Below are 20,130 nucleotides of genomic sequence, written 5' to 3' on the forward strand. Positions count from 1 at the left end.
CCTCGCGTTCCCGGTGGGATCGTACACGTATCTCGGAGGATCAGCGACTCCGGTCCGACTTGGGCGACTCGCAGCTTCTTGTCCTCGACGAGCAAGAACAATTCGACGTGAGCGGAGAAGCCGTCTTTCCATTGGATTCCCATGATTGATTATTCTCCGGAAGCGCTGGCACAGGATGGAGTGTGGGCGTCATGAAAGTTAGGTGGAAAACCTTCGCGACCATTGTCCCGAGGCGCGGAGAACTCGAGTCGTGTTGGCGCCGGCCTGAAGGGCCGAGGGAGCCCAGCCCAGGGTGCAGCGGCGCGGCCGCGGAACCCTTGTATGTTTCTTCGGCGCGAGTGATCGACGTACCCGTGGGTACGACGGAGAATGAAATTGTCACCGCCGTGGGACGGCCTGCGCAGCGGAGGCGAGCGCCAGCGAGCCGGAGCGGAGCGGGCCGTCTCACGGCGGCGGGCGGCGAGGTGAGGGCACCGGCCACTTGCCAACCATCGGTCGAGAACGAAAATGCCGAAATGAAGCGGGCTTGTTCTGGGGACGTTGCTCCCCAGGACAAGCGGTTGGCCGGAGATCGAGGAACCCTCGGAGACGCGAACTCCGTGACCCAGCGTGATCGCGGCCAACCTCTTGAATCTAACCCGAACAGCCGCTCGCACCGAGTTGTGCCGCAGGCCCGCTCGAGTACGTATTCGCAAGGAAGGGATGTTTTCATGGACGGCTTCATTTCTGTAGGCATCGATGTTTCCAAGGCAGCGTTGGACGTGGCCCTGTCGCCGCAGGCGAAACCCTTCCGCGTCGATAACGATCGCGAGGGGATCCAAAAACTCCTCGCCAAATTGCCGGAACCAGGCACGTGCGTGATCACCCTCGAAGGGTCCGGAGGGTACGAACGGCTCGTCATCGCCGAATTGCTCGATCGTGGCCACCGACTCGCGATGGTCAATCCGCGACAGGTCCGCGACTTTGCCAGAGGCATGGGAATCCTCGCTAAAACCGACGCCCTGGATGCCGCCGTACTCGCCCGATTCGGCGAAGTCACCCAACCGCGCTGGCTGGAAAAACCCGCCGGCCCGCAAGCCGAATTGCAGCAGTTGGTCGAACGTCGTCGGCAGCTCATCGAACTGCGAACGGCGGAAACCAATCGCTTGTACCAAGCATCGTCCAAGATCGCCAAACGCAGCATTCAAGCGGTTCTCAAGCTCTTGGAAAAACAAATCGAGACGCTCGAAACCGAGATTGCCAACCTCGTTGACAAGCACGAAGACTGGAAACAGAAAGCCGAGATCCTCACCTCCGTGCCCGGCGTGGGACCGATTACCGCCATGTCGCTCCTCGCCGATCTGCCCGAACTCGGACAACTCAGCCGCGAAGCGATCACGTCCCTCGTCGGACTTGCCCCTTTCAATCACGACAGTGGAAAACTCAAAGGACAACGAGCCATCTGGGGCGGCCGCGCCGACGTACGCACCACGCTCTACATGGCCGCCCTCAGCGCCGTTCGCTGCAACGACACACTCAAAATCTTCTACAAACGACTCTGCAACGCCGGAAAACCTTTCAAAAAAGCCATCACCGCCTGCATGCGAAAACTCCTTGTCATCCTCAATACCATGGTCAAAACAAACTCTACCTGGAACTCCAATCATGCTTAAAAATAACCTTGACAAAAAACACAGCCGCTGGGTCCACGATTTCCAAAGCTTGCTAAGCCCTGAAAGGGCGACCGAGTTCCGACGTCGACTTCGCCAATCGATCGTTGAATGGCGCATTTTCCGGCGGCCCTTCAGGCCGCAATAGCATTTTGCTGGATCGCGTACCCAGGGCTGCGCTCAATTCTCCTTGCGGAGAATTTCACTGCGCCCTGGGCTGGGCTCCGGCGGCCTTTCAGGCCAAGGACAATGCGGCCGACCGAATTAACAAGAATACATACAGTGGCGAACGATCGCTCACCGCAGCGGATCCGCCAGCAGGGGCACCGCTCCCGGCGCGGCGCCAATGGCGGTTTGCCCGCCGAATCGTTTCAACCGCCGGGCGAAGCGGATTGCGGGGCCTTCGATTGCCAGGTGCAATGCGTGGGCCACGCCGATGCTGGCCGCCAGGCTGAGCACGAGCCAGAAGGCAGCGGCCACCGCCGAGTCGCCGGTGAGTTCGTAGCCGAGCGTCGTGATGATCCAGCTTATCGGATAATGGATCAGGTACAGAGAGTACGAAATCTTGCCGAGCCGCTGGAGCCAGCCGAAGTTGAGCCAGCGCTGCGAACGGCCCGTCTGAATGACGCCGTAGATGGCCACTCCCGTGATGAGCGCTATCCGCATATCGAGCGTCCACTCGATCTGCTGCCGCATCAGAATCGCGGCTACATAAGCCCAAAACGCCAGCTTCGGCGTGCGCCCCTCGAGCGTCCACCAAGCCAACGCCCCGAGGAAGAAGAAGGCGAAGAAATGGACCACCCAGTCGGTGTTGTCGCGGTCCAGGCTGAACCAAAACAACGAAGCCACGGCCAGCGGAGCGAACGTGAGAATCAGCGGCAGCCAATGCGCTCCCTCGGCCCGATCGCTGCAATGCGCCGTCAACCGTTGGGCAAAACCCAACAGCACGGCAAACAGGATGTAGAACTGCACCTCGATGCAGAGCGTCCAGAAACCGGCCGATAGGTTTTGGTAACCCAGGATGTTCTGCAAGTAAAACACGTGAGCGAGCACCTGGTCCCAAGTCGGGGCGTCGTCCATCAATCCGTCGTCGATATCGAACATCGAACTGGTGATCGCATACAGACCGATGACGAATGCGATCGTGAACCAATAAGGCGGGTCGAGGCGCAGCGATCGACGGAGTGCGAAATTGCCCAGGTAGCTGGGCGTGATCCGCGCACCGCGGAGCGTGTAGGCAATCACGAATCCGCTAATCACGAAAAACATCTGCACGCCCGCCCAGCCGTGGTGCAGCGCGAAATCCAACGGCTTGGGCACGACCGTCGCAGCCAGCTCGGGCAACGGCCCGTAGTGATAAATGTGAAACGCGGCCACCCCAAGCGCCGCCAGCCCGCGCAGTGCATCGACAAACGCGAATCGTTGACCGCTTGCTTCGACCGTCGCGATCGCGGCCTTGCTGCCCGCCGCGGCGACTCGATCGCGAAACAAACTCGTCCGCGTACGACGCACCGCGGCCATCATCGCTTTCGGAAACTCCATTTTTCTCTCTCCGGTCGAGCATTCTCAAAGCAGCAAAAACATGACCGATCGCGACGACCTCCATCTTGCCGTCGTCCGCGATTATCGAGTTTCGCCGCTTTGGCCAATAGGGGGCCAAAGCTGTAGCAACTCACGCGCCGTTGGGCTGATCCGGCCTGCAGCGCGAATGCCGCTGGCGGCATAAGCCCGGCTCGGCTAGCAACTTATGTGCGGCGTGCCGCTTATGCCGAGAAATCCGGCGTGACAGCATTGTTCAATCTCGACGTGCAAAATGCTTAGAAACTGCGCTGGTCTTTAACGCATCTGAAATCTAGCTCAGAGCAGCTGCGTAGGGTGCGTCAAGTCCGCGCTGACGCACCGGAACCCGGCAGCACGTTCGATTGATCGTGGCGCGCGGTGCGTCTGCGCTTCGCTGGACACACCCTACGGCTTCAACTCTACCTCAAAGTAGCCGCAATCCTTGCGGCAGGCTTTCGCCGAATACGAGGCTCTGCTCAGCTTCTTCAAGCTGCCCACCATCGGCGACAAGCTGGATGAAATGCGGCGGCACTTGGCGCACGTTGAACCAATCGAGCACTTTCGAGCGCAGCGAGTCCGGCACGTCGCGATAGCGATCCCCCGTCTTGCGCGCCATCTGCATCAGCGCCAGCGGAATGGTCTCCACTTCTTTCGGCAGCTTCATCAATCGCTCGGCCCATTGAATCACAATATCCGCCGGGACGACCGTATTGAGCGGGCCATACATCGGCACGCGCTGGCCGATTCGCCCGAGCGCCCAGATCGCCGCGCTCTCGACCGTGCTCACCTTTTCGCGCGGGGCGATGTCGAGCAGCGTGTTGCCCAAGTCGATCTTGTCGGGGATGCTCAATAATTCGAGCGAGCCGAGCATGCGCCACAACTCCGCCGCCTCGTGCGATCCGGATCGCGATTCCAGCCCGCGGCCTTTCGCCAGGGCCCGATGAGCGTTGCGAATCTCGGCGATTGGCGGCTGGGCGAGCGCTCGCTGCTGGCCCGCCGGCAACCCGCCCGCGATCCGCCGCCAGAGAATCCACCACTCGGCTCGCGAAGTGGGATTGTTGTAGGCGAGCGAGCCGAGCAGCCGCCGCGTCTGCGCCACGCGCCAATCATCGACGGCCATTCCATAGCCGGGGCGCAGCGCGAAGCCGAGCAAGCTGAGCCAGCGGGCCTCGTGGGCAGGGCTTCGTTTCCGCCCCGCCTCGACCTCCATCAGCGCTTCCCACATCTCGCGCATTAAGGACGGCGGCCAAGCGGATCGGGGGATCTCGGTCACTTCCGCCAGGCGTTTGACGAGACTCTCCGGCTTGAGGCGCTCGGCATCGCTCGCCGAGCCGAAAGTCTGGCGGATCAACTGCCGGCAGGCGTCTAATAGCGCTAGATCGACGATGCCCGCCCGCTCGCCGAGACCTTCGTGACCGGCCAGGTCAGTTCGCGTCGCCGCCCGAACGTCGAATTGAAGCCGCCACGTTCGCGGACCGGCGATCTCGCTGCACCAAAGTTCGAGCGTGCCGATCTCCGTAAGCCGCACGTGCAGATGAACGGCGACGTGGTCGGCCGCGCCGGTTTTCTTGCCGGATTGCAGCACGGTGCGGATCGGCGGCAGCGCGGTCATCCGCTCGGGATCAATCGCGGCGATGTCACCCGCGCGAGCGGTAAGCTGCGTGCTGGAAACATACAGCGGGAACTCGACCGGCTGCCGGATGAGCAGGTGAAACTCGCGATCCGTCAGCTCGATCGACTGCCCCTCTTCGATGCCCGCCGGCAGAATGCAGACCGCCGACGGCGCGTCATCGGCAGTCGTGGCGCCGATGAAATACGATCGCGCCAAACCGGCGGCAATCCGCACTCCCTGCCCGCGGCGCACCATGCCGTAATGGGCGGCCCCGCGCGCGACGGCCAAATCGCGGCGCTCGTTCTCGAGCGCTTGCGGCTGCCAGATTTGCCGGCCGGTGGGAAACCAAGAGCAAATCACGTCCAAAAGGCGGTCGCGCAAAAGCGGCGCATCGAATACGCCACCGTTGAAGAGCACCACATCGGGGCGGGCCGGATCGTGGTCGGTCGGCCGCGCCGCGCCGGGCGGCAGCGCCACAAACCGATGCGCCGTAAGAAAGGCCGCGAGATAGCGCGTGATCGCCGAATCCGCCGCGTAAGGCAAGCCGAACTCTTGAAACCCCGACCGCCGCGCAACTGGTTTTTCGTCGAGCGGTACGAGCGGGAAAAAGCCGTCCACCAGCAACCGCTGCACTTCGTCGCGCGCGAGTTCCACTTGCAATCCACCGCCGATCAGCCGCGAGCCGGAGCCGGGAAGACTCAGCGTCAATCGTTCGGGAGGTTGATCTCCTAACAACGCTTCCTTCACCTGCCGCGAGCGCTGCACCAGCACCGACCATTGCCGCGGCTCGAGCTTGCCGCCGCCGACGAGCTTCTGCTCGACGTGATGCGCGAGCGCCAGATCGAGATTGTCGCCCCCCAGGATCAGATGCTCGCCAACCGCCACACGATGAAACTGCGTCTTTCCCTGGCCGTCGCGATCGACGCGGATCAGCGTGAAATCGGAGGTCCCGCCACCGATGTCGCAAATCAAAATCTTTTGCCCCGGCTGGACCAATTGCTCCCAATCCTCGCGGTGGGCATTGATCCATTGATAAATGGCCGCTTGCGGCTCTTCGATGAGCACCACGCGCGGCAGCCCGGCCGCGGCCGCCGCCTTGACCGTCAACTCGCGGGCAACTTCATCGAACGAGGCGGGGAGCGTGAGCACGACCTCTTGAACCTCAAGCGGCTCGCGCGGAAAGCGATGATTCCAGGCCGCCCGGATATGCGCCAGATACCGCCTGCTCACCTCGACCGGCGACAGCCGATCGACGTCGGGCGCGCCGTGCCAGGGCAACAGGTCCGCGAGCCGATCGACCCCCGAATGACAAAGCCACGACTTGGCCGAGGCGATCAACCGGCCCGGAACGATCGCGCCCTGATCGCGGGCGAAGACGCCGACCGCGTAACCGGAATCCTCCTTGCTCCACTGCAGCCGCAAGGCGCCAGCGGCGAATTCGCCTTCGGCCCGCTGATAGTGGAACGACGGCAGCGTCTCGCGGGCTTCGACCACACCGGGCGCGACAAGTTGTGGTACACCGAACGTCTCAACCTGCCATCGCTCGGCACTCGTATCGACGAACGCGACGGCCGAATTGGTCGTTCCCAAATCGATGCCGACGACGTAGCGGCTGGCGGTTTCGGAGTTTTCAATCGGTTCAGTGGTCATTTCCCTTCCGCGTCTTCTCGGACGCTGAATTCTAGCTTCCAGCGATGATCGGAATTCGTGCTCACGCACCAGAGTTCGAAGACACCGAGTTCTGTGATGTGGGAATGGAATCGGACCGGCACATAGGGATCTTCCAAATCCTGGGCGGGCGGAAGCGTTGCTTCGAGCGAATCGGTCTCCGACAATTCATCGTCGCTCCAAGAGCCGAGCATGACGCCCGGCTTGTCGTTTTTGCGAACGGCGGAGCTGAAGAAGCGAAACACCGAATGCTCGCCGACGACCACGCCGACCTCGCCACCGGGGACATCCGCTTCCGTCCCTTCTTCCATCCCGAACGGCACGACGCACAGCGCTCGCAGCGGGCGAACGGCGCCGGGGATCGCCAACCCGGCCGTCTCGATGCCGACGTAGTACGACCGCGCCGTTCCGCCGCGGATGCGGATGCCGCGACCCTGCTTCGCCGAGCCATAGCAGGCGGCGCCGCGAGCGACGGCGAGTTCCAAATCGTGGTTCCCCTCCAGGCACTTCGGCGCCGCTTTCGCGCCGAACCAGCCGCTTAGCACCTCGACCAACCGCTCGCGGAGCAAGTCGGCCTTGAACACTCCGCCGTTGAAGAGCAGATGCGTCGGCCGGATTGGGCCATTCTTCGCATCGCCTTGTGCAGCAAGGAAGGCCGCCAGGTGCCGCGTGATGGCCGTATCGGATTCGAACGGGAGCCCGATCTCGCGGAAGCCGCTGGCCCGCCGCTGCGCCGGCTTATCGGTCAGAGCGCAGGCAGGAAAGAAACCGTCCAAGAGAAGCGCGCTGGCCGTCTTGCGGTCGAAATCGACCGAGATCGTGCCGCCGATCAACTTGCTCCCGCGGCCGAGGATCGTCACCGGATGCTTCTTTGGACCGTCCGCCGCGAAGAGTGTTTCCTTCGCTGTTCGGCAGGCATGCCAGAGCGAGACCGATTGCCAGGGATCCAGCTCAACTTTCTTTTCATTGAACGCGGCAGTCACCTGATGAGCCAGCGCCAAATCCATATTGTCGCCACCCACCAGGATATGATTGCCGACCGCGATCCGCCTCAGGGCCAGCTCGCCATCCTCTTCGGTCACTCCGATCAGCGTCAGATCGGTCGTGCCGCCGCCAACATCGCAAACGAGGAGCGTATCGCCCACTTTCAGCTCGCGCCGCCAGGCGTCGCCCCGATCGGCGAGCCAAGCGTAGACCGCCGCCTGCGGCTCTTCGAGCAGCACCAGGTTGTCCGGCAGTCCGGCCGTGATCGCCGCCTCGCGCGTGAGTTCGCGGCCGCTGGCGTCGAACGAGGCGGGCACCGTGAGCACGACCTGCTGCTCGCGAACCGGCGCGTCGGGAAACGCGGCTTCCCAGGCGGCGATCAAATGTTGCAGATAGCGCCGCGAGGCGGCGACCGGCGAGACTTTCGGCACCTCCTCCGGCGCTCCGAACGGCAAGATCGGCTGGTGCCGATCGACGCGGCTGTGGCAAAGCCACGATTTGGCCGCGACGACCGACCGCATCGGCACGTCGGCCGCCTGCTTGCGCGCCAATTCGCCGACGACGTGGTCCCGTCCTTTCTCCCACGGCAGATCGTAGGCGCCGGAGCCGCGCTCATGCTCGGCCGCCAGATAGAGGAACGACGGCAGCATCGAACGCGCTTCGACCAACGACGGCGCGACAAGCTGCGGCACCGGCAGAATCTCGACCGCCACGTTCTCGACCCCCAGCGGCAAAAAAGCCAGTACGCTGTTGGTCGTCCCCAGGTCGATGCCCAAGACATATTTGGCAGCCATATCAAGCAATCTCGACTTCCGCGGGGGCCACAACGAGCAGCGCTTTCTCGCCGCCGCTCCACTCGGGCAGGTCGCAGCGCGTGGCTTCCCATCCGTGATGACAAAGCTTGCCGCGAAATGGCGGCGGGCCGGTGACGTTGCCGCTCAAATGAATCCGCGTTGGATCGAAGCCGTCGGGCACGTCGACCATTGCGCCTTCTGCCGCTGACTCGATCTGCTTCAACCCGAAAACCCGCTCGATCGCCGCGGCACACTCGCGATGGATGTCGCGCACGGCGGCGCCGATCTGGGCGTCACTGTAACCGGCGATCGGCTCCTGGAAAAAGTCGACCAGCCGCGCCTCGCGCTGTAGCGCCGCCAGCAGGTTCAAAGCGTCGTTGCGCGCGTCAGCTTTTTTTGCGGGCTTCGGCGCCGACACTTCCACCACTGGCTTCTGCTCGATCGCCGGCAGGTTCTGTCCCTCGAGCGCCCGCTCCACCTGCTCGGCCACCAAGGCGTTCGCCAACACCCGAAAAAACGCCCGAAACGCCAGTGCGATTCTATGCATAGTCGGATTCGATTGAAGGACGGTCGTTGCTTCAACGCCTACGTATACCGCACATCGCGGAATTCCGGCTCGAAGAAGGCGGGCAAGAGGCCGTCGGCGTGGAGCAGGCCGGCGCGGGTGAGGCGAATTTCGTCGCCGTCGAGTTCGACGTAGCCGTCGTCTTGATGCTGCTTCCAAACATCTAGCCACTCGTCAACAATCTCCGCGCCGAACTTGTCGCGGAAATAGGCCGCGTCGAGCCGGCCCGTTTTGAGCTGGAGGATCATCTCGCGAATGAGAAGCTGGTGTGGCGTCGGCCGCATTCCGCGACCCAGCGGCAACTCGCCGCGCTCCAGCGGTCCGACGTACTGCGGCCAGTCGGGCAGGTTCTGATAGTGCACGCCGGACACATGACCGAAGCTGGCCACGCCGGTCGCGAGCAAATCGCTCCCGCGCCAGAGATTGTCGCGATAGCTGAAGTTCACCTTGTTCTTGTCTTTTACCAGCGTGTAGGCGCTCGAGACGGAATAGCCCGCGGCGAGCAGCTCGTCAAACGCATGATCGACCCAGGCCCGCTTGGTCGGCCAATCGGCCACGGGCGTCTCGATGCGATTGCCGAGGATGTCTTGCGAATAGACTGTGTTGAACGGCAGCTCCATCTGATAAATGGTGACGCTGTCGGGCGAGAGGTCGATCGTGCGGCGGATGTTTTCGCGCCAATTTTCCCACGTTTCGCCGACCATGCCGGAGATCAGATCGATGTTCGTCTCGGGGAACGCCGCGTCCTGAATCCACTGCCAGGATTTGTACACTTCGCCCGACAGGTGCGCCCGGCCGTTTTCCTCGAGCACGGCGTCGCTGAAGTTCTCGATGCCGAGGCTGATCCGCGTAATGCCGAGTTCCTTGAGCTTATGGACTTTCGGCTCGGAGAGCGTCCCCGGCTCGCATTCGAACGTGACCTCTTCGGCGTGGTCCCAATTGATATTCGCTCGAAGCCGATCGACCAGCGACGTGAGCTGCTTGGCGCTCAAGAAGGAGGGCGTGCCGCCGCCGAAATAGACGAACCGAAACGGCCGGCCTCCCATCACCGGCAGCCGGCTGACCAACTCGATCTCGCGCGACAAGGCCGCGACGTATTGCTCGACCTCGTGCGCGTTCTTGTCGGTATAGACCCGGAAATAGCAGAATTTGCAGCGCTTGCGGCAAAACGGAATGTGGAGATAGAGACCGAGCGGCACGTCAACCGGCGGCGACTCGAGCGCCCGCCGCACTTCCGGCAGCGCGTCGGCCGTCCATTGCGAAAAGGGGGGATAGTTGGCAATGAAATAACTGCCGACTTCGGTCTTCGTGGTTTCAGTGGTCATGGATTCCCAATCGGTAGGTCAGGCCGTGGCCTGACAGTCAGGCTAAGAGCCTGACCTACGAGTTTTCGGTCTTCGTGGCTTGGGCGGTGATATGTGCGTGGCTAGATTAGGGCGTCTTCGCTCCTAGGCAGTAAACAATTCCATCGTCGCTGGCGATCAGGATGCGGTTAGAAGCGACGGCGGGACTGCCGGTGAACGAGCCGCCGGCTTCGTATTCCCAAACCTTCTTTCCCGAGGCGCGATCGAGAGCCGTAATCCGCCCATCCGTGCCGCCGAAGAACACTCGATCTCCGACGACGACCGGCGAGCAATCCGCGCGACCGTGAGTTGCAAACTTCCACAAGAGCTTGCCCGACTGCGGGTTCAGCGCGCGCACTTGCCGATGACTGGCGAAGATCACTTCCTCGGGCAATACGGCCGCGCTGGAAACGATCTCTGCGTCGTTGGCGTCAGTCCATTTCCAGAGCACCGTCGCCTTCTTCCAATCGATGGCAAAAAACACGCCCCCTTGCGTGCCGAAGTAGACAGCATCTCCGCGCACCGCGGGAGTCGAGCCGGTCGGCGAATCGATATCAACCGCCCCGACTTCGGTCCCCTTATTCAATTCGACCACGTGAAACTTGCCGTCGCAACCGGCGAGGAACGCCCGGTCCTCGACCACGGTCGGCGAGCAGCGGAGTTGTTCCTCGAGCTTGAACCGCCAAGCCTCTTTGCCGCTCTTGGCATTGAGGCTATAGAACGTGGCGTCCTGCGAGTCGAACAGCACGGTGTCTTTGAAGAAATTGGCGCTGGAATCAATCTCGGCCTCCGTCTTGAAAGACCACTTCGGCTTGCCGGTGGCGGCATCGAGGCAGTAGAACGTGCCGCCGGTGTCGCCAACGTAGATCAGCCCGTTGCGAACGGCCGCAGAGGCGTTGAATCCGTCTTGCGAAGTGAATTTCCAATGCTCCTTGCCGGAGGCGAGATCGATCGCTCGAAACGCGCCGTCCAGATCGCCGATGTACACCATGCCCTCGACGACAATCGGTGTCGCGGCAAAGCCCCCTTTGGGGACCTCGAATTTCCAAACTGCGTCGAGATTGTCCGGAAGCGTAGACCGGGCCACGCCGCTGGCCCACGCATCGCCGCGCACTAGCGGCCAATCGCGGCCGGCAAGGTCAACAGCCGCGATCGCGTCGGCGGTACAACCGAGGCGGCAGACGCCAAAAGCAATCGAAGCCGCGATTAAGGCGAGAAATAGCGTGTGCCACTGCTGGCTTGCCAGCAGTGAAGCGCGGTTGACCAGCGCTAAACATCGCCTGGGCATGGCACTTGTCCAATCCAAAATCCAAAATCGACAATCCACAATCTCAATACGCTGCCCGATACAGCGCCAACAACTCCGCCTCATCCACCTTACGCGGATTGAAGCTGCCGGTCCATTGCTTCGCCGCTTCGGCGGCCAGTTGCGGCAGCCGGTTCGGATCGACACCGCATTCGGAAAGTCGGCTTGGCAGCTCGGCATGGTGAGCCAATTCGGCCACAAAGCCGGCCAGCCCGTCGGCCCCAGTCTCGGCGGCAGGAAAACCATTGCCCGCCGCCGTGCATTCCAACAGATCGTGATACCAGCCGTTCACCTCCGCCCCGTTGAAACGGATCACGTGCGGCAGCATCAATCCAACCGCTTGGCCGTGAACGATCTGATAGTTGGTTGTGAGCGGATTGGCCAGGGCATGGGCCGCCCCGAGCATCGAGTTCTCGATCGCCAGCCCGGCGAAGCACGCCCCGAGTTGCATTCCACTGCGGGCCGGCAGGTCATTCGGATCGTCGAGCACACGGGCAAAATTCTCGCCGAGCAACAACCACGCCTCGCGACTGAAAGCCAACGACGCCGGATTGCGCGACCGCGTGACGTAGGTTTCGAGCGCATGAGCGATCGCGTCGATTCCGGTGAGCGCGGTCACGCGCCGCGGCTGCGTGACCGTAAGCGAGGGGTCGAGCAGGGCGATGCGGAATGCCGCCTTTTTGTCGCCGCAGGCCATCTTGACGTGCGATTGGGCGTCGGAGATCAAGGCGAACGACTGCGTTTCGCTCCCCGTGCCGGCGGTGGTGGGGACGGCGATCATCGGGAGCATCGGCCGCGTGGCCTTGCCGACGCCCAAGTAATCCTGCATCCGCCCGCCGTTGGTGAACAGGAAGTTGATCCCCTTGGCGCAATCCATCGAGCTGCCGCCGCCGAGACCCACGAGCAATTCCGGCTCGTAGCGTCGGGCGAGCGCCAGCCCGGACTCGACATCGTCGGTAGTCGGATTCTCGGTGACGCCGTCGAACAAATGCGTTTCGATCCCCGCCCGCCGCAGCGCCGCCAGCCCGTGCTCGGTGTGGCCCGCGGCGATGATGCCCGGATCGCTCACCACGAGTACGCGCCGCGCCCCGAGTTCGCCGGCCAATTCCCCCAGTGCATCGACCTTACCGGGGCCGAACACGATCCGCGTGCGAGGATGGAAGTCGAAGGGGATCATCAGGGGCGAGGGGCAAGGGGCAAGGGGTGAGGGGAAGCAAAGCGCACACGCAGCGAAATGCGCCGAATCGGCGGGTCAGTTGTCGGTATTACAATCATGGCGTGTTTCGCTGCGGCACGCGAAGCGTGCCCTACTTTCCCTCGCCCCTCATCCCTCGTCCCTCATCCCTTTGCAACGCCCGGGCGCGGAACAGGAAATCCACGATGTTTCCTTCGTGCGGCTGGAGCCAGTTGAGCTTGGTGGTGGGGATCGGGCCGAGGTTCAGGCGATCGATGTGCGTGGCGTCCGTGAGCGCTTGTTGGAAGGGTTCGTCGTTGGTGATCGCCGTGCAGACGAGGGTCGGACCAACCGCGTCGATCATCTGCTCCTGTGGGCATTTTACGACCGTCGCGAATGGGAACATGTATTCTTTCTTTGCAATCGCCGCCGCCGGCGAATCGCAATGCGCGACGACGGGCCGCACGTAGCCGTAGCGCTCATGCTCCTCAAGCCGCGGACCATAGGGACCGGTGGAATGCTCGACGCCGGATTCGCGCAAGTCGGCTTCGATGGCGTTCCAGATGCCGGTCGCGGCGGCGGGCACGGTGAAGGCCGCCAAACCCGCCTGCGGATCCTCAGGCGGCTTCGGCTCGATCGGCCCCAGCCGCTCGGCGAGCGCTGTGGCGATTTCGCGCGTGTGCCGCGAGGCCCAAACGCCCGAGCAATTGATGCAGCCGCGGCCGCTGTTGACGTAGATGCTTTCGACCATCAGGTCGAGATACTCAGGCCAACGATCGACCACGTCGTCCCCCAGCAGAATCTTGCTGAAGCCCGGACCGTGCGCCTGGACTCGCGGGTTCCCCTTGTAGCGATCGACGGTCGCCGTGCCGCCGAAGATCATGCTCCGATCGCAGCTTGCCAGCACTGCCGCTCCGACGTCGCCGCCCCCTGGATAGACCGAGATCGCTTCGGCCGGGATTCCGGCAGAAACAAACGCGGCCGCCATGCGATAGGGCGTCCACGGCTCTTGCGGACCCGGCTTGAGCACCAGCCCAATCTGCATCGGAATCACGGGTAGCCAAAGCGTATGCACGCCGGGCGAGTTGGAAGGCAGCACGAGCCCGACGGCGTTCGTCTGCGCCTGAAAGCTGACGATCACGCCGCGATTCTCGACGCCGTAGCCGCGGCTCAAGATTTCCAGCGGCAGCCCGCGGGTCAGCGCGTCGAGCATCTGATCCATGTGCGAGAGCACGAACAGGTTCTTCTGCATGTTCGCCCGGCACATGTGCTCGGGCAGACCGGTCGAGGCGGATTGCGCGCGGACGAATTCATCGGGCGACTGCGTGCCGTCGCCAATCGGCAGCGTGGCGTTGAGATAGAGTTCGCCGGCCTTCTTGACGCGGGCGATCAAGTCGTCAGTCGGAATCTCACGCAGCCGCTTGCGAGCGGTAGCGGCATGGCGCATATCGCGCTGCAACAGCCCGCCGTTCGCCTGACTCACCCGCGCGATCGGCTCGCCGGTGATGAAGTGAACGACCTCGTCCTTCTCCAGCGAGTCGTACGGTTTGCCCCAACGCAAGACAGGGATGTTCAACATTAGTACACTCCTACGGTCGTCGCCTCCGCGAGTTCATGGAACGGCCGCACGCCGCTCACGCCGTCCCACGGGTATTTCTCGAAGGGCGGCTCGCGCTCTCCTTCATCCCGCTCGAGGAAACCGGGAACGAAAAACTCCTTGGTGAGCGTCGTGAGCTTCACGCGGCCGGTTTGACCGTAGCCGACAATCCGGTCGCCATCATTGAAATCGACGACTTCGATCACCGCTCGCGGCTGTGGGGCATAGTAGCTAATCTTGTAGTCTTCGTCGGCTGTGACCGGCTTCGAGGCGGCTAGGCCCATCAGCGTGTTGCCATAGGTCGGCGTCATGTACACGCCGTCGAGGAATTCTTCCGTAGCGAAGCGGGTCCATTGCGGGGTGAACTCGGTGCCTCCGGAGAAGATGCCGGTAATGCCGGACTTGCGGATGCTGGAGCCGCGCTTCTCCAGTTCGAGCGCCAGCGCTTCGAGCAGCTTCGGCGTGGTGAACATGCAGCGCACGTCGTGGCCGGCGCCGAGGATCGTGATCGCCTGATCGATGCAGTGCTGCTTGTAGGCTTCGAGGTGCTCCATCCAGCCGCGCTTGATCAATTTGATGACCCATCGCGGATCGAGGTCGATGCAGAAGCAGATTCCGCCGCGATGCTGGGCGAGGTGCTCGATCGCCAGCCGCAGCCGCCGAGGGCCGGATGGGCCGAGCATCAGCCAGTTCGATCCTTTGGGAAAATACTCGACCGGCAGGCTCTCGCTGAACAGCGAATAGTCGATGCGGAAATCCTCGATCGCCACGCGGCTCTTGGGGATGCCGGTCGTCCCGCCCGTCTCAAACACAAAGATCGGCTTGTCGGCGAAGGCCTTGGGCACCCAACGGCGGACCGGCCCGCCCCGAAGCCATTCGTCCTCGAACGGCGGGAATTTCTTCAGATCGTCGTAGCCCTTGACCTCTTTGAGCGGATCGAATTTGAGCCGTGAGGCCATGTCGAGCCAAAACGGGCAACCCGTCGAGGGATGGAAATGCCACTGGACGGTCTCGTAGACGTGGCCATCCAATCGATCTCGTGCGGAGCGGACGGCGGCCGTAACTTCTGGGGACAGTGCGACGGACGGCGGAGCGGTGGATCGATCGGCAGTCATGAATTCGACGGCTTCGGGTGGGATGCGAGGCGCTGCGGATGCGCGCGAGCCTCGCTTGCGGGTGGGATCGGCGGCCAAACCGCCTACCTTAGAAAATACCCGACCGGCCAGACAAAAACAACTCGCCTGCGGGTAGAGAACGCCCTCTGTGGCGTTCCGTCTGCATGGCCGACGCGAGCGATTTTTTCCGGACGCCGGCAGCGTCGGCCGCGTTTAGCGGCTTCGGAACAAGTTTTTCAAGGCCATGCTCGCGGCCTCCACGCTGTCTTTGGCATGCGGATGATGCGTAGGCCGCTTGTGGGCCGGCGCCGATTTGCTCGGATCGGCGGATGGCGTCGGCTGCTGCTCATCGTCCGCGGCAGGCCGCACGACGATCGTATCGTTCAGGTCAACGCCCGATCCCGTAACGGCGTCGAGCCGGACCGTGTCGCGCGAGGCAATGCCCGGCACTTCCTTCATCCATTCCATCACGTCGGCGTCGTCCTCGTCCTTAGGACCGGGGCGCTCGGCCGCCTCCTTCAGATCGAGAATCTTGGGACGCGCGACCGGTTGATTCGCCGAGGAAACGGCCGCGTCGCTGGTCTTGATCTCGACCTCGAAGCTCAACTGTCCAATGGTCAGGCGATCTCCCTGTTGAAGTTGGCGGTCGCCGGTGATTCGCTCGTGATTGACGAACGTGCCATTGCGGCTCTGCAGATCGCGAACCACCGCCCCATCGCTCCCCACGAGCACAACGCAATGATTACGACTCACCAGATCGCTATTCGGGCGAAGCTGACACTCATCGCCGCGACCGATGAGAAACTGCGGGCCAGGGATTCGCAGTTTCTGCCCGGCGTGCTTCCCTGAGACAACCTTGAAAGTGATTTGCATGCGCGCTTCCTCTATCGCACCGCTTCCTGACCCCCGTTGGATGTTTACGGCGGCAAAACGACGCGTTCAATATAACAGGTAGAAAACCGTCGCAAAACGTTTTTGAATAAGTCGCGAAGATTGCGATGAGGAAGAAGAATACGTAGCGACGTTGCCAAAGCTTAACCGAAATCTATCAAAGAATCAACGGCGAAAAGTCCAGTCCGCGGATGTGAATTTGCTTTCCGCGAGAATCCTGCTTCGCTCGGCAATGCGATTCCCGCCGGACGGCTGCTCCCACTCCAGATTCAATCGGTCGCGAAGGGCCGCCCGCAAGAGATTGGCTAGCGATTTCGCCGCGATTTGATTTCCGGTAATTTCCGCTACGCCCCACAATTCGGGGGCGCTCGGCGACGTTCCAAGCAGAATACTGCCATGCTGCAGGATCGCCCCGCGATGACGGCGCTGCGCACTTCCGGCGATCTTGTGTTGGCCGATCAATAGATCGCCGACCGCCCGGCGCTCGAAGCAAAGGAACGGCAGCGGCGCGGCGCGGGGCGCCACATTTCGCAGTAAATGCGATTGGATTCCCAGCGCATCGAGGGCGGCGGCGAGCGCCTCGTGAGTTGCCAAATAGAGCCGCTCCGCATGGCCGGCCAGGCGATGCTCCGTCGGGATTGCGAGGCTGTATGTCAGTTCGCGATCGTGCAGAATCGCGCCGCCGCCGCTGGCTCGCCGCACGAGCGGGCAGGCGAGGCTCGCGAGATGCTCGCGGCGATCGGCTGCCGGTTGAAAGTAACCGAGCGAGAGCGTCGGCGCCGACCATTCATAGAACCGCAGCGTCGCCACACGTTCGGCCGCGGCGGATTCTAGCAGGGCCTCGTCGACCGCCATGTTCCAAGCGCCGTCGGCGGGACCGTGGAGAAAAAAGCGACACGGCAGTGCTGGCGAGTCGAATGACGTATGGCACAAGGCCGTAGGGTGTGTCGAGCGCAGGGCTGACGCACCGGTGTCGCTCGATGCGTCAGCCCTGCGCTCGACGCACCCTACACGTATTTGCCACTTGTCACTTGCCACTTGTCACTTTTCCCGGCTCCAGCGGAGCACCGGCTGCCGCGCCGCCAGCACTTCGTCCGGCCGGCTGATCGTCGTGGTGTGTGGCGCTTCGTGCAATAGCTCGGGAGATTCCTCGGTGATGCGGAACAACGTTTCGGCGAAGGCGTCGAGCGTTTCCTTACTTTCCGTCTCGGTCGGCTCGATCATCATCGACTCGCGCAAGGTGAGCGGAAAGTACACCGTCGGGGCATGAAAACCATAGTCCAATAACCGCTTCGCCAAATCCATCGCCGAGACACCGCGGTCCGATTTAAGTTTCGCGGCCGTCGCGACGAATTCGTGCAGGCAGCGATCTCCTTGCGGCACCGGTAGAATGTGCTTCACGCGGCTCAACAGATAATTCGCGTTGAGCACCGCGTTCTCGGCAACGCTCTTCAATCCGGCCGGGCCGTAGGTGCGGATGTAGCAATACGCCCGAACCAGCACGCCGACATTGCCAAAAAAGCTCCGCACTTGGCCGATTGATTTCGGCCGATCGTAAACGAGCTTGTAGCCCGCGCCGTTGCGTTCGACGACGGGCGAGGGAAGATAGGGCTCGAGCTTGCCGCGGACTGCGATCGGTCCGGCTCCCGGTCCGCCGCCGCCGTGCGGGCCGCTGAACGTTTTGTGCGGGTTGAAGTGCATCATGTCGGCGCCGAAATCACCGGGGCGCGTGATCCCGAGAATCGCGTTCATATTCGCCCCGTCGAGATAGATCAAGCCGCCGCGGGCATGCACCTCGTCCGCGATCTGCCGCACCTGCCGCTCGAACAGACCCAGCGTGTTCGGATTGGTGATCATGAACACGGCCACCTGGTCGTCGAGCTTCGCGCGCAGATCGTCGAGATCGACTAGCCCCTGCGGATTGCTCTTCACCGTGACCGCGTCGAATCCGGCCATCGCGGCACTGGCCGGATTCGTGCCGTGCGCACTATCGGGCGCGAGCACCTTTGTGCGCCGCTCACGACGATCGCGGAAATAGGCCGCGGCGACCATCAGGGCCGCCAATTCTCCCTGCGCCCCGGCGGCGGGCTGAAGCGATGCGGCGTCCAAGCCGGAAATCTCGACGAGAATCTGCTGCATCTCATACAAGAGCTGAAGCATTCCTTGCAGCGTCACTTCCGGTTGATAGGGGTGCAGATCCGCGATGCCGGGGAGCGAGGCGGCCTGCTCGTTCCGCTTCGGGTTGTATTTCATCGTGCAGGAGCCGAGCGGATAGAAATGTGTATCGACCGACATGTTCTGCGTCGAGAGATTCGCGAAGTGCCGCACGAGATCGGGCTCGGCCAGTTCCGGCAGCGGCGGCGGCGCGGCGGCGCGAAACGAGGCCGGCAGCAATTCGTCCAGCGGCGCCTCGGGCACGTCGCTCGGCGGAATCCGCATCGCCCGACGGCCGGGCTTCGACAATTCGAACAGCAATTGGGTTGCTCGGGTGTTACGCATGAAGCATCGATCTTCGAGGCTGATGACTCGCGGCGAAAGCGGTGAAGGCGTCGATTTCTTGCCGAGTGCGTTTCTCGGTGACACAGACCAAGAGACAATCGGATAGTTCCGGATACCACCGACCGAGCGGCACGCCCGCGAAGAAGCCGGCGTCGAGCGCGTCGGCCAAAAACTCATCGATCGCGTCGGCCGAGTCGCGGACGACGAACTCCTTGAACGTCGGCCTATCGAACGCCGCGGAGAACCGATCGCCGCGCGTGAGTTGCGACAGGGCATAATGCGCCTTTCGCAGGCACGACTCGGCCAGCTCGCGGATGCCGTGTGGACCGAGCGCCGCCAGATACACCGTCGCGCGCAGCGCGAACAACCCCTGATTGGTGCAGACGTTGCTCGTGGCCTTTTCGCGGCGGATGTGCTGCTCACGGGTTTGCAGCGTCAGCACCCAGCAGCGTTTTCCGCGGCGATCGACCGTCTGCCCGGCGATTCGCCCCGGCATCCGGCGAACGAATTGCTCGCGGCAAGCCATGATCCCCAGATACGGCCCGCCGAACTGCATCGCCGTTCCAAGAGATTGCCCTTCCGCGACAACAATGTCGGCTCCGCAATCTCCCGGCCGCTTCAGCAGGCCGAGGCTGAGCGGATCGACCGCAACCACTAGCAGCGCCCCACGCTCGTGCGCTGCCTTGGCCAGCGAGTCCATATCCTCGACGCAGCCGAAAAAGTTCGGCTGCTGGATCACCACGCAGGCCGTGTTGTCGGTGATTGCTCGGGCCAAATCCTCGGGCGAGACCGTTCCTTCCGGCGTGCCCACGGCGACCACTTCCACGTCGAGATTCGCCAGATATGTAGCGATCACCTGCCGATATTCGGGATGCACGCTGCGGGCGACGACCACTCGCCCGTGCCGCCGCGTGACTGAAATGCTCATCAGCACAGCCTCGGCCGCCGCGCTACCGCCGTCGTAGAGACTGGCATTCGAGACGTCCATGCCCGTGAGCTGCGCGATGAGCGTTTGGTATTCGAAGAAGGCTTGCAGGTTGCCCTGGCTTGCCTCGGGCTGATAGGGCGTGTACGAAGTATAGAACTCACCGCGCGAGGCGACGTAATCGACGACCGCGGGAACGAAGTGATCGTAGCTGCCGCCACCGAGAAAGCAGACCTTTTGCCCCGCCGCGACGTTCTTGGTCGCCATCTCGCCCATGTGGGCAGCCAACTCGATCTCCGATAGCGCGGGCGCGATGTTCAACTCGCGCTTCAATCGCAGCTCGGGCGGGATTTGCGCGAACAACTCCTCGAGCGACGCGACGCCAATCGCTTCGAGCATTGCTCGTTGATCGTCAGCCGTATTGAGGATGTAGCCCATGCGTTATTCT

General features: G+C 62.7%; 14 protein-coding genes. 1 reads left to right on the forward strand and 13 read right to left on the reverse strand.

Annotated features, from left to right (window positions below; all coding sequences use genetic code 11):
• Positions 1 to 710 precede the first annotated feature (710 nt).
• A complete protein-coding gene (locus VGY55_06590; GenBank protein ID HEV2969639.1) occupies positions 711 to 1,652 on the forward strand; it encodes an IS110 family transposase in 942 nt (313 codons plus the stop codon).
• A 294-nt stretch (positions 1,653 to 1,946) separates the two neighbouring features.
• On the opposite strand, the gene VGY55_06595 is transcribed toward VGY55_06590, so the two are convergent.
• From VGY55_06595 to gcvPA, 13 genes are all read right to left on the reverse strand, one after another.
• Positions 1,947 to 3,191 carry an acyltransferase gene (locus VGY55_06595; GenBank protein ID HEV2969640.1) on the reverse strand — a complete coding sequence of 415 codons (1,245 nt, stop codon included), beginning with the start codon at positions 3,189 to 3,191 and terminating at the stop codon, positions 1,947 to 1,949.
• 442 nt (positions 3,192 to 3,633) lie between these two features.
• Positions 3,634 to 6,471: an Hsp70 family protein gene (locus VGY55_06600; GenBank protein ID HEV2969641.1), complete on the reverse strand. Its 2,838-nt coding sequence runs from the start codon at positions 6,469 to 6,471 to the stop codon at positions 3,634 to 3,636.
• Positions 6,468 to 8,267, reverse strand: coding sequence for an Hsp70 family protein (locus VGY55_06605; GenBank protein HEV2969642.1), 1,800 nt, complete (start codon positions 8,265 to 8,267; stop codon positions 6,468 to 6,470). The genes VGY55_06600 and VGY55_06605 overlap by 4 nt, the downstream gene beginning before the upstream one ends.
• A 1-nt stretch (position 8,268) precedes the next feature.
• Entirely contained in the window at positions 8,269 to 8,814 is a 546-nt protein-coding gene (locus tag VGY55_06610) for a DUF2760 domain-containing protein (GenBank protein HEV2969643.1), read from the reverse strand.
• A gap of 38 nt (positions 8,815 to 8,852) precedes the next feature.
• Complete coding sequence (locus tag VGY55_06615; protein HEV2969644.1) at positions 8,853 to 10,157, reverse strand: coproporphyrinogen-III oxidase family protein; 1,305 nt, start codon at positions 10,155 to 10,157, stop codon at positions 8,853 to 8,855.
• Between the two features lie 106 nt (positions 10,158 to 10,263).
• Positions 10,264 to 11,463, reverse strand: coding sequence for a PQQ-binding-like beta-propeller repeat protein (locus tag VGY55_06620; protein ID HEV2969645.1), 1,200 nt, complete (start codon positions 11,461 to 11,463; stop codon positions 10,264 to 10,266).
• Positions 11,464 to 11,506: 43 nt separating this feature from the next.
• Positions 11,507 to 12,658 carry an iron-containing alcohol dehydrogenase gene (locus tag VGY55_06625; protein HEV2969646.1) on the reverse strand — a complete coding sequence of 384 codons (1,152 nt, stop codon included), beginning with the start codon at positions 12,656 to 12,658 and terminating at the stop codon, positions 11,507 to 11,509.
• A 130-nt stretch (positions 12,659 to 12,788) separates the two neighbouring features.
• A complete protein-coding gene (locus VGY55_06630; GenBank protein ID HEV2969647.1) occupies positions 12,789 to 14,234 on the reverse strand; it encodes an aldehyde dehydrogenase family protein in 1,446 nt (481 codons plus the stop codon).
• Complete coding sequence (locus tag VGY55_06635; GenBank protein HEV2969648.1) at positions 14,234 to 15,367, reverse strand: hypothetical protein; 1,134 nt, start codon at positions 15,365 to 15,367, stop codon at positions 14,234 to 14,236. Before VGY55_06635 ends, VGY55_06630 begins: the two co-directional genes overlap by 1 nt.
• 213 nt (positions 15,368 to 15,580) lie before the next feature.
• Complete coding sequence (locus tag VGY55_06640) at positions 15,581 to 16,240, reverse strand: FHA domain-containing protein (protein ID HEV2969649.1); 660 nt, start codon at positions 16,238 to 16,240, stop codon at positions 15,581 to 15,583.
• Between the two features lie 183 nt (positions 16,241 to 16,423).
• Positions 16,424 to 17,113 (reverse strand): biotin/lipoate A/B protein ligase family protein, encoded by a 690-nt coding sequence (locus VGY55_06645; protein HEV2969650.1) that lies wholly within the window; start codon positions 17,111 to 17,113, stop codon positions 16,424 to 16,426.
• A gap of 186 nt (positions 17,114 to 17,299) precedes the next feature.
• The gene (gcvPB, locus tag VGY55_06650) at positions 17,300 to 18,757 is read right to left on the reverse strand and encodes an aminomethyl-transferring glycine dehydrogenase subunit GcvPB (protein HEV2969651.1); all 1,458 of its coding nucleotides are present in this window, start codon (positions 18,755 to 18,757) and stop codon (positions 17,300 to 17,302) included.
• Positions 18,750 to 20,120, reverse strand: a complete 1,371-nt coding sequence (gcvPA, locus tag VGY55_06655; GenBank protein ID HEV2969652.1) for an aminomethyl-transferring glycine dehydrogenase subunit GcvPA — start codon at positions 20,118 to 20,120, stop codon at positions 18,750 to 18,752. The genes gcvPB and gcvPA overlap by 8 nt, the downstream gene beginning before the upstream one ends.
• Positions 20,121 to 20,130 lie beyond the last annotated feature (10 nt).

The organism is Pirellulales bacterium, assembly GCA_035939775.1.
Classification (GTDB): Bacteria; Planctomycetota; Planctomycetia; order Pirellulales; family DATAWG01; genus DASZFO01.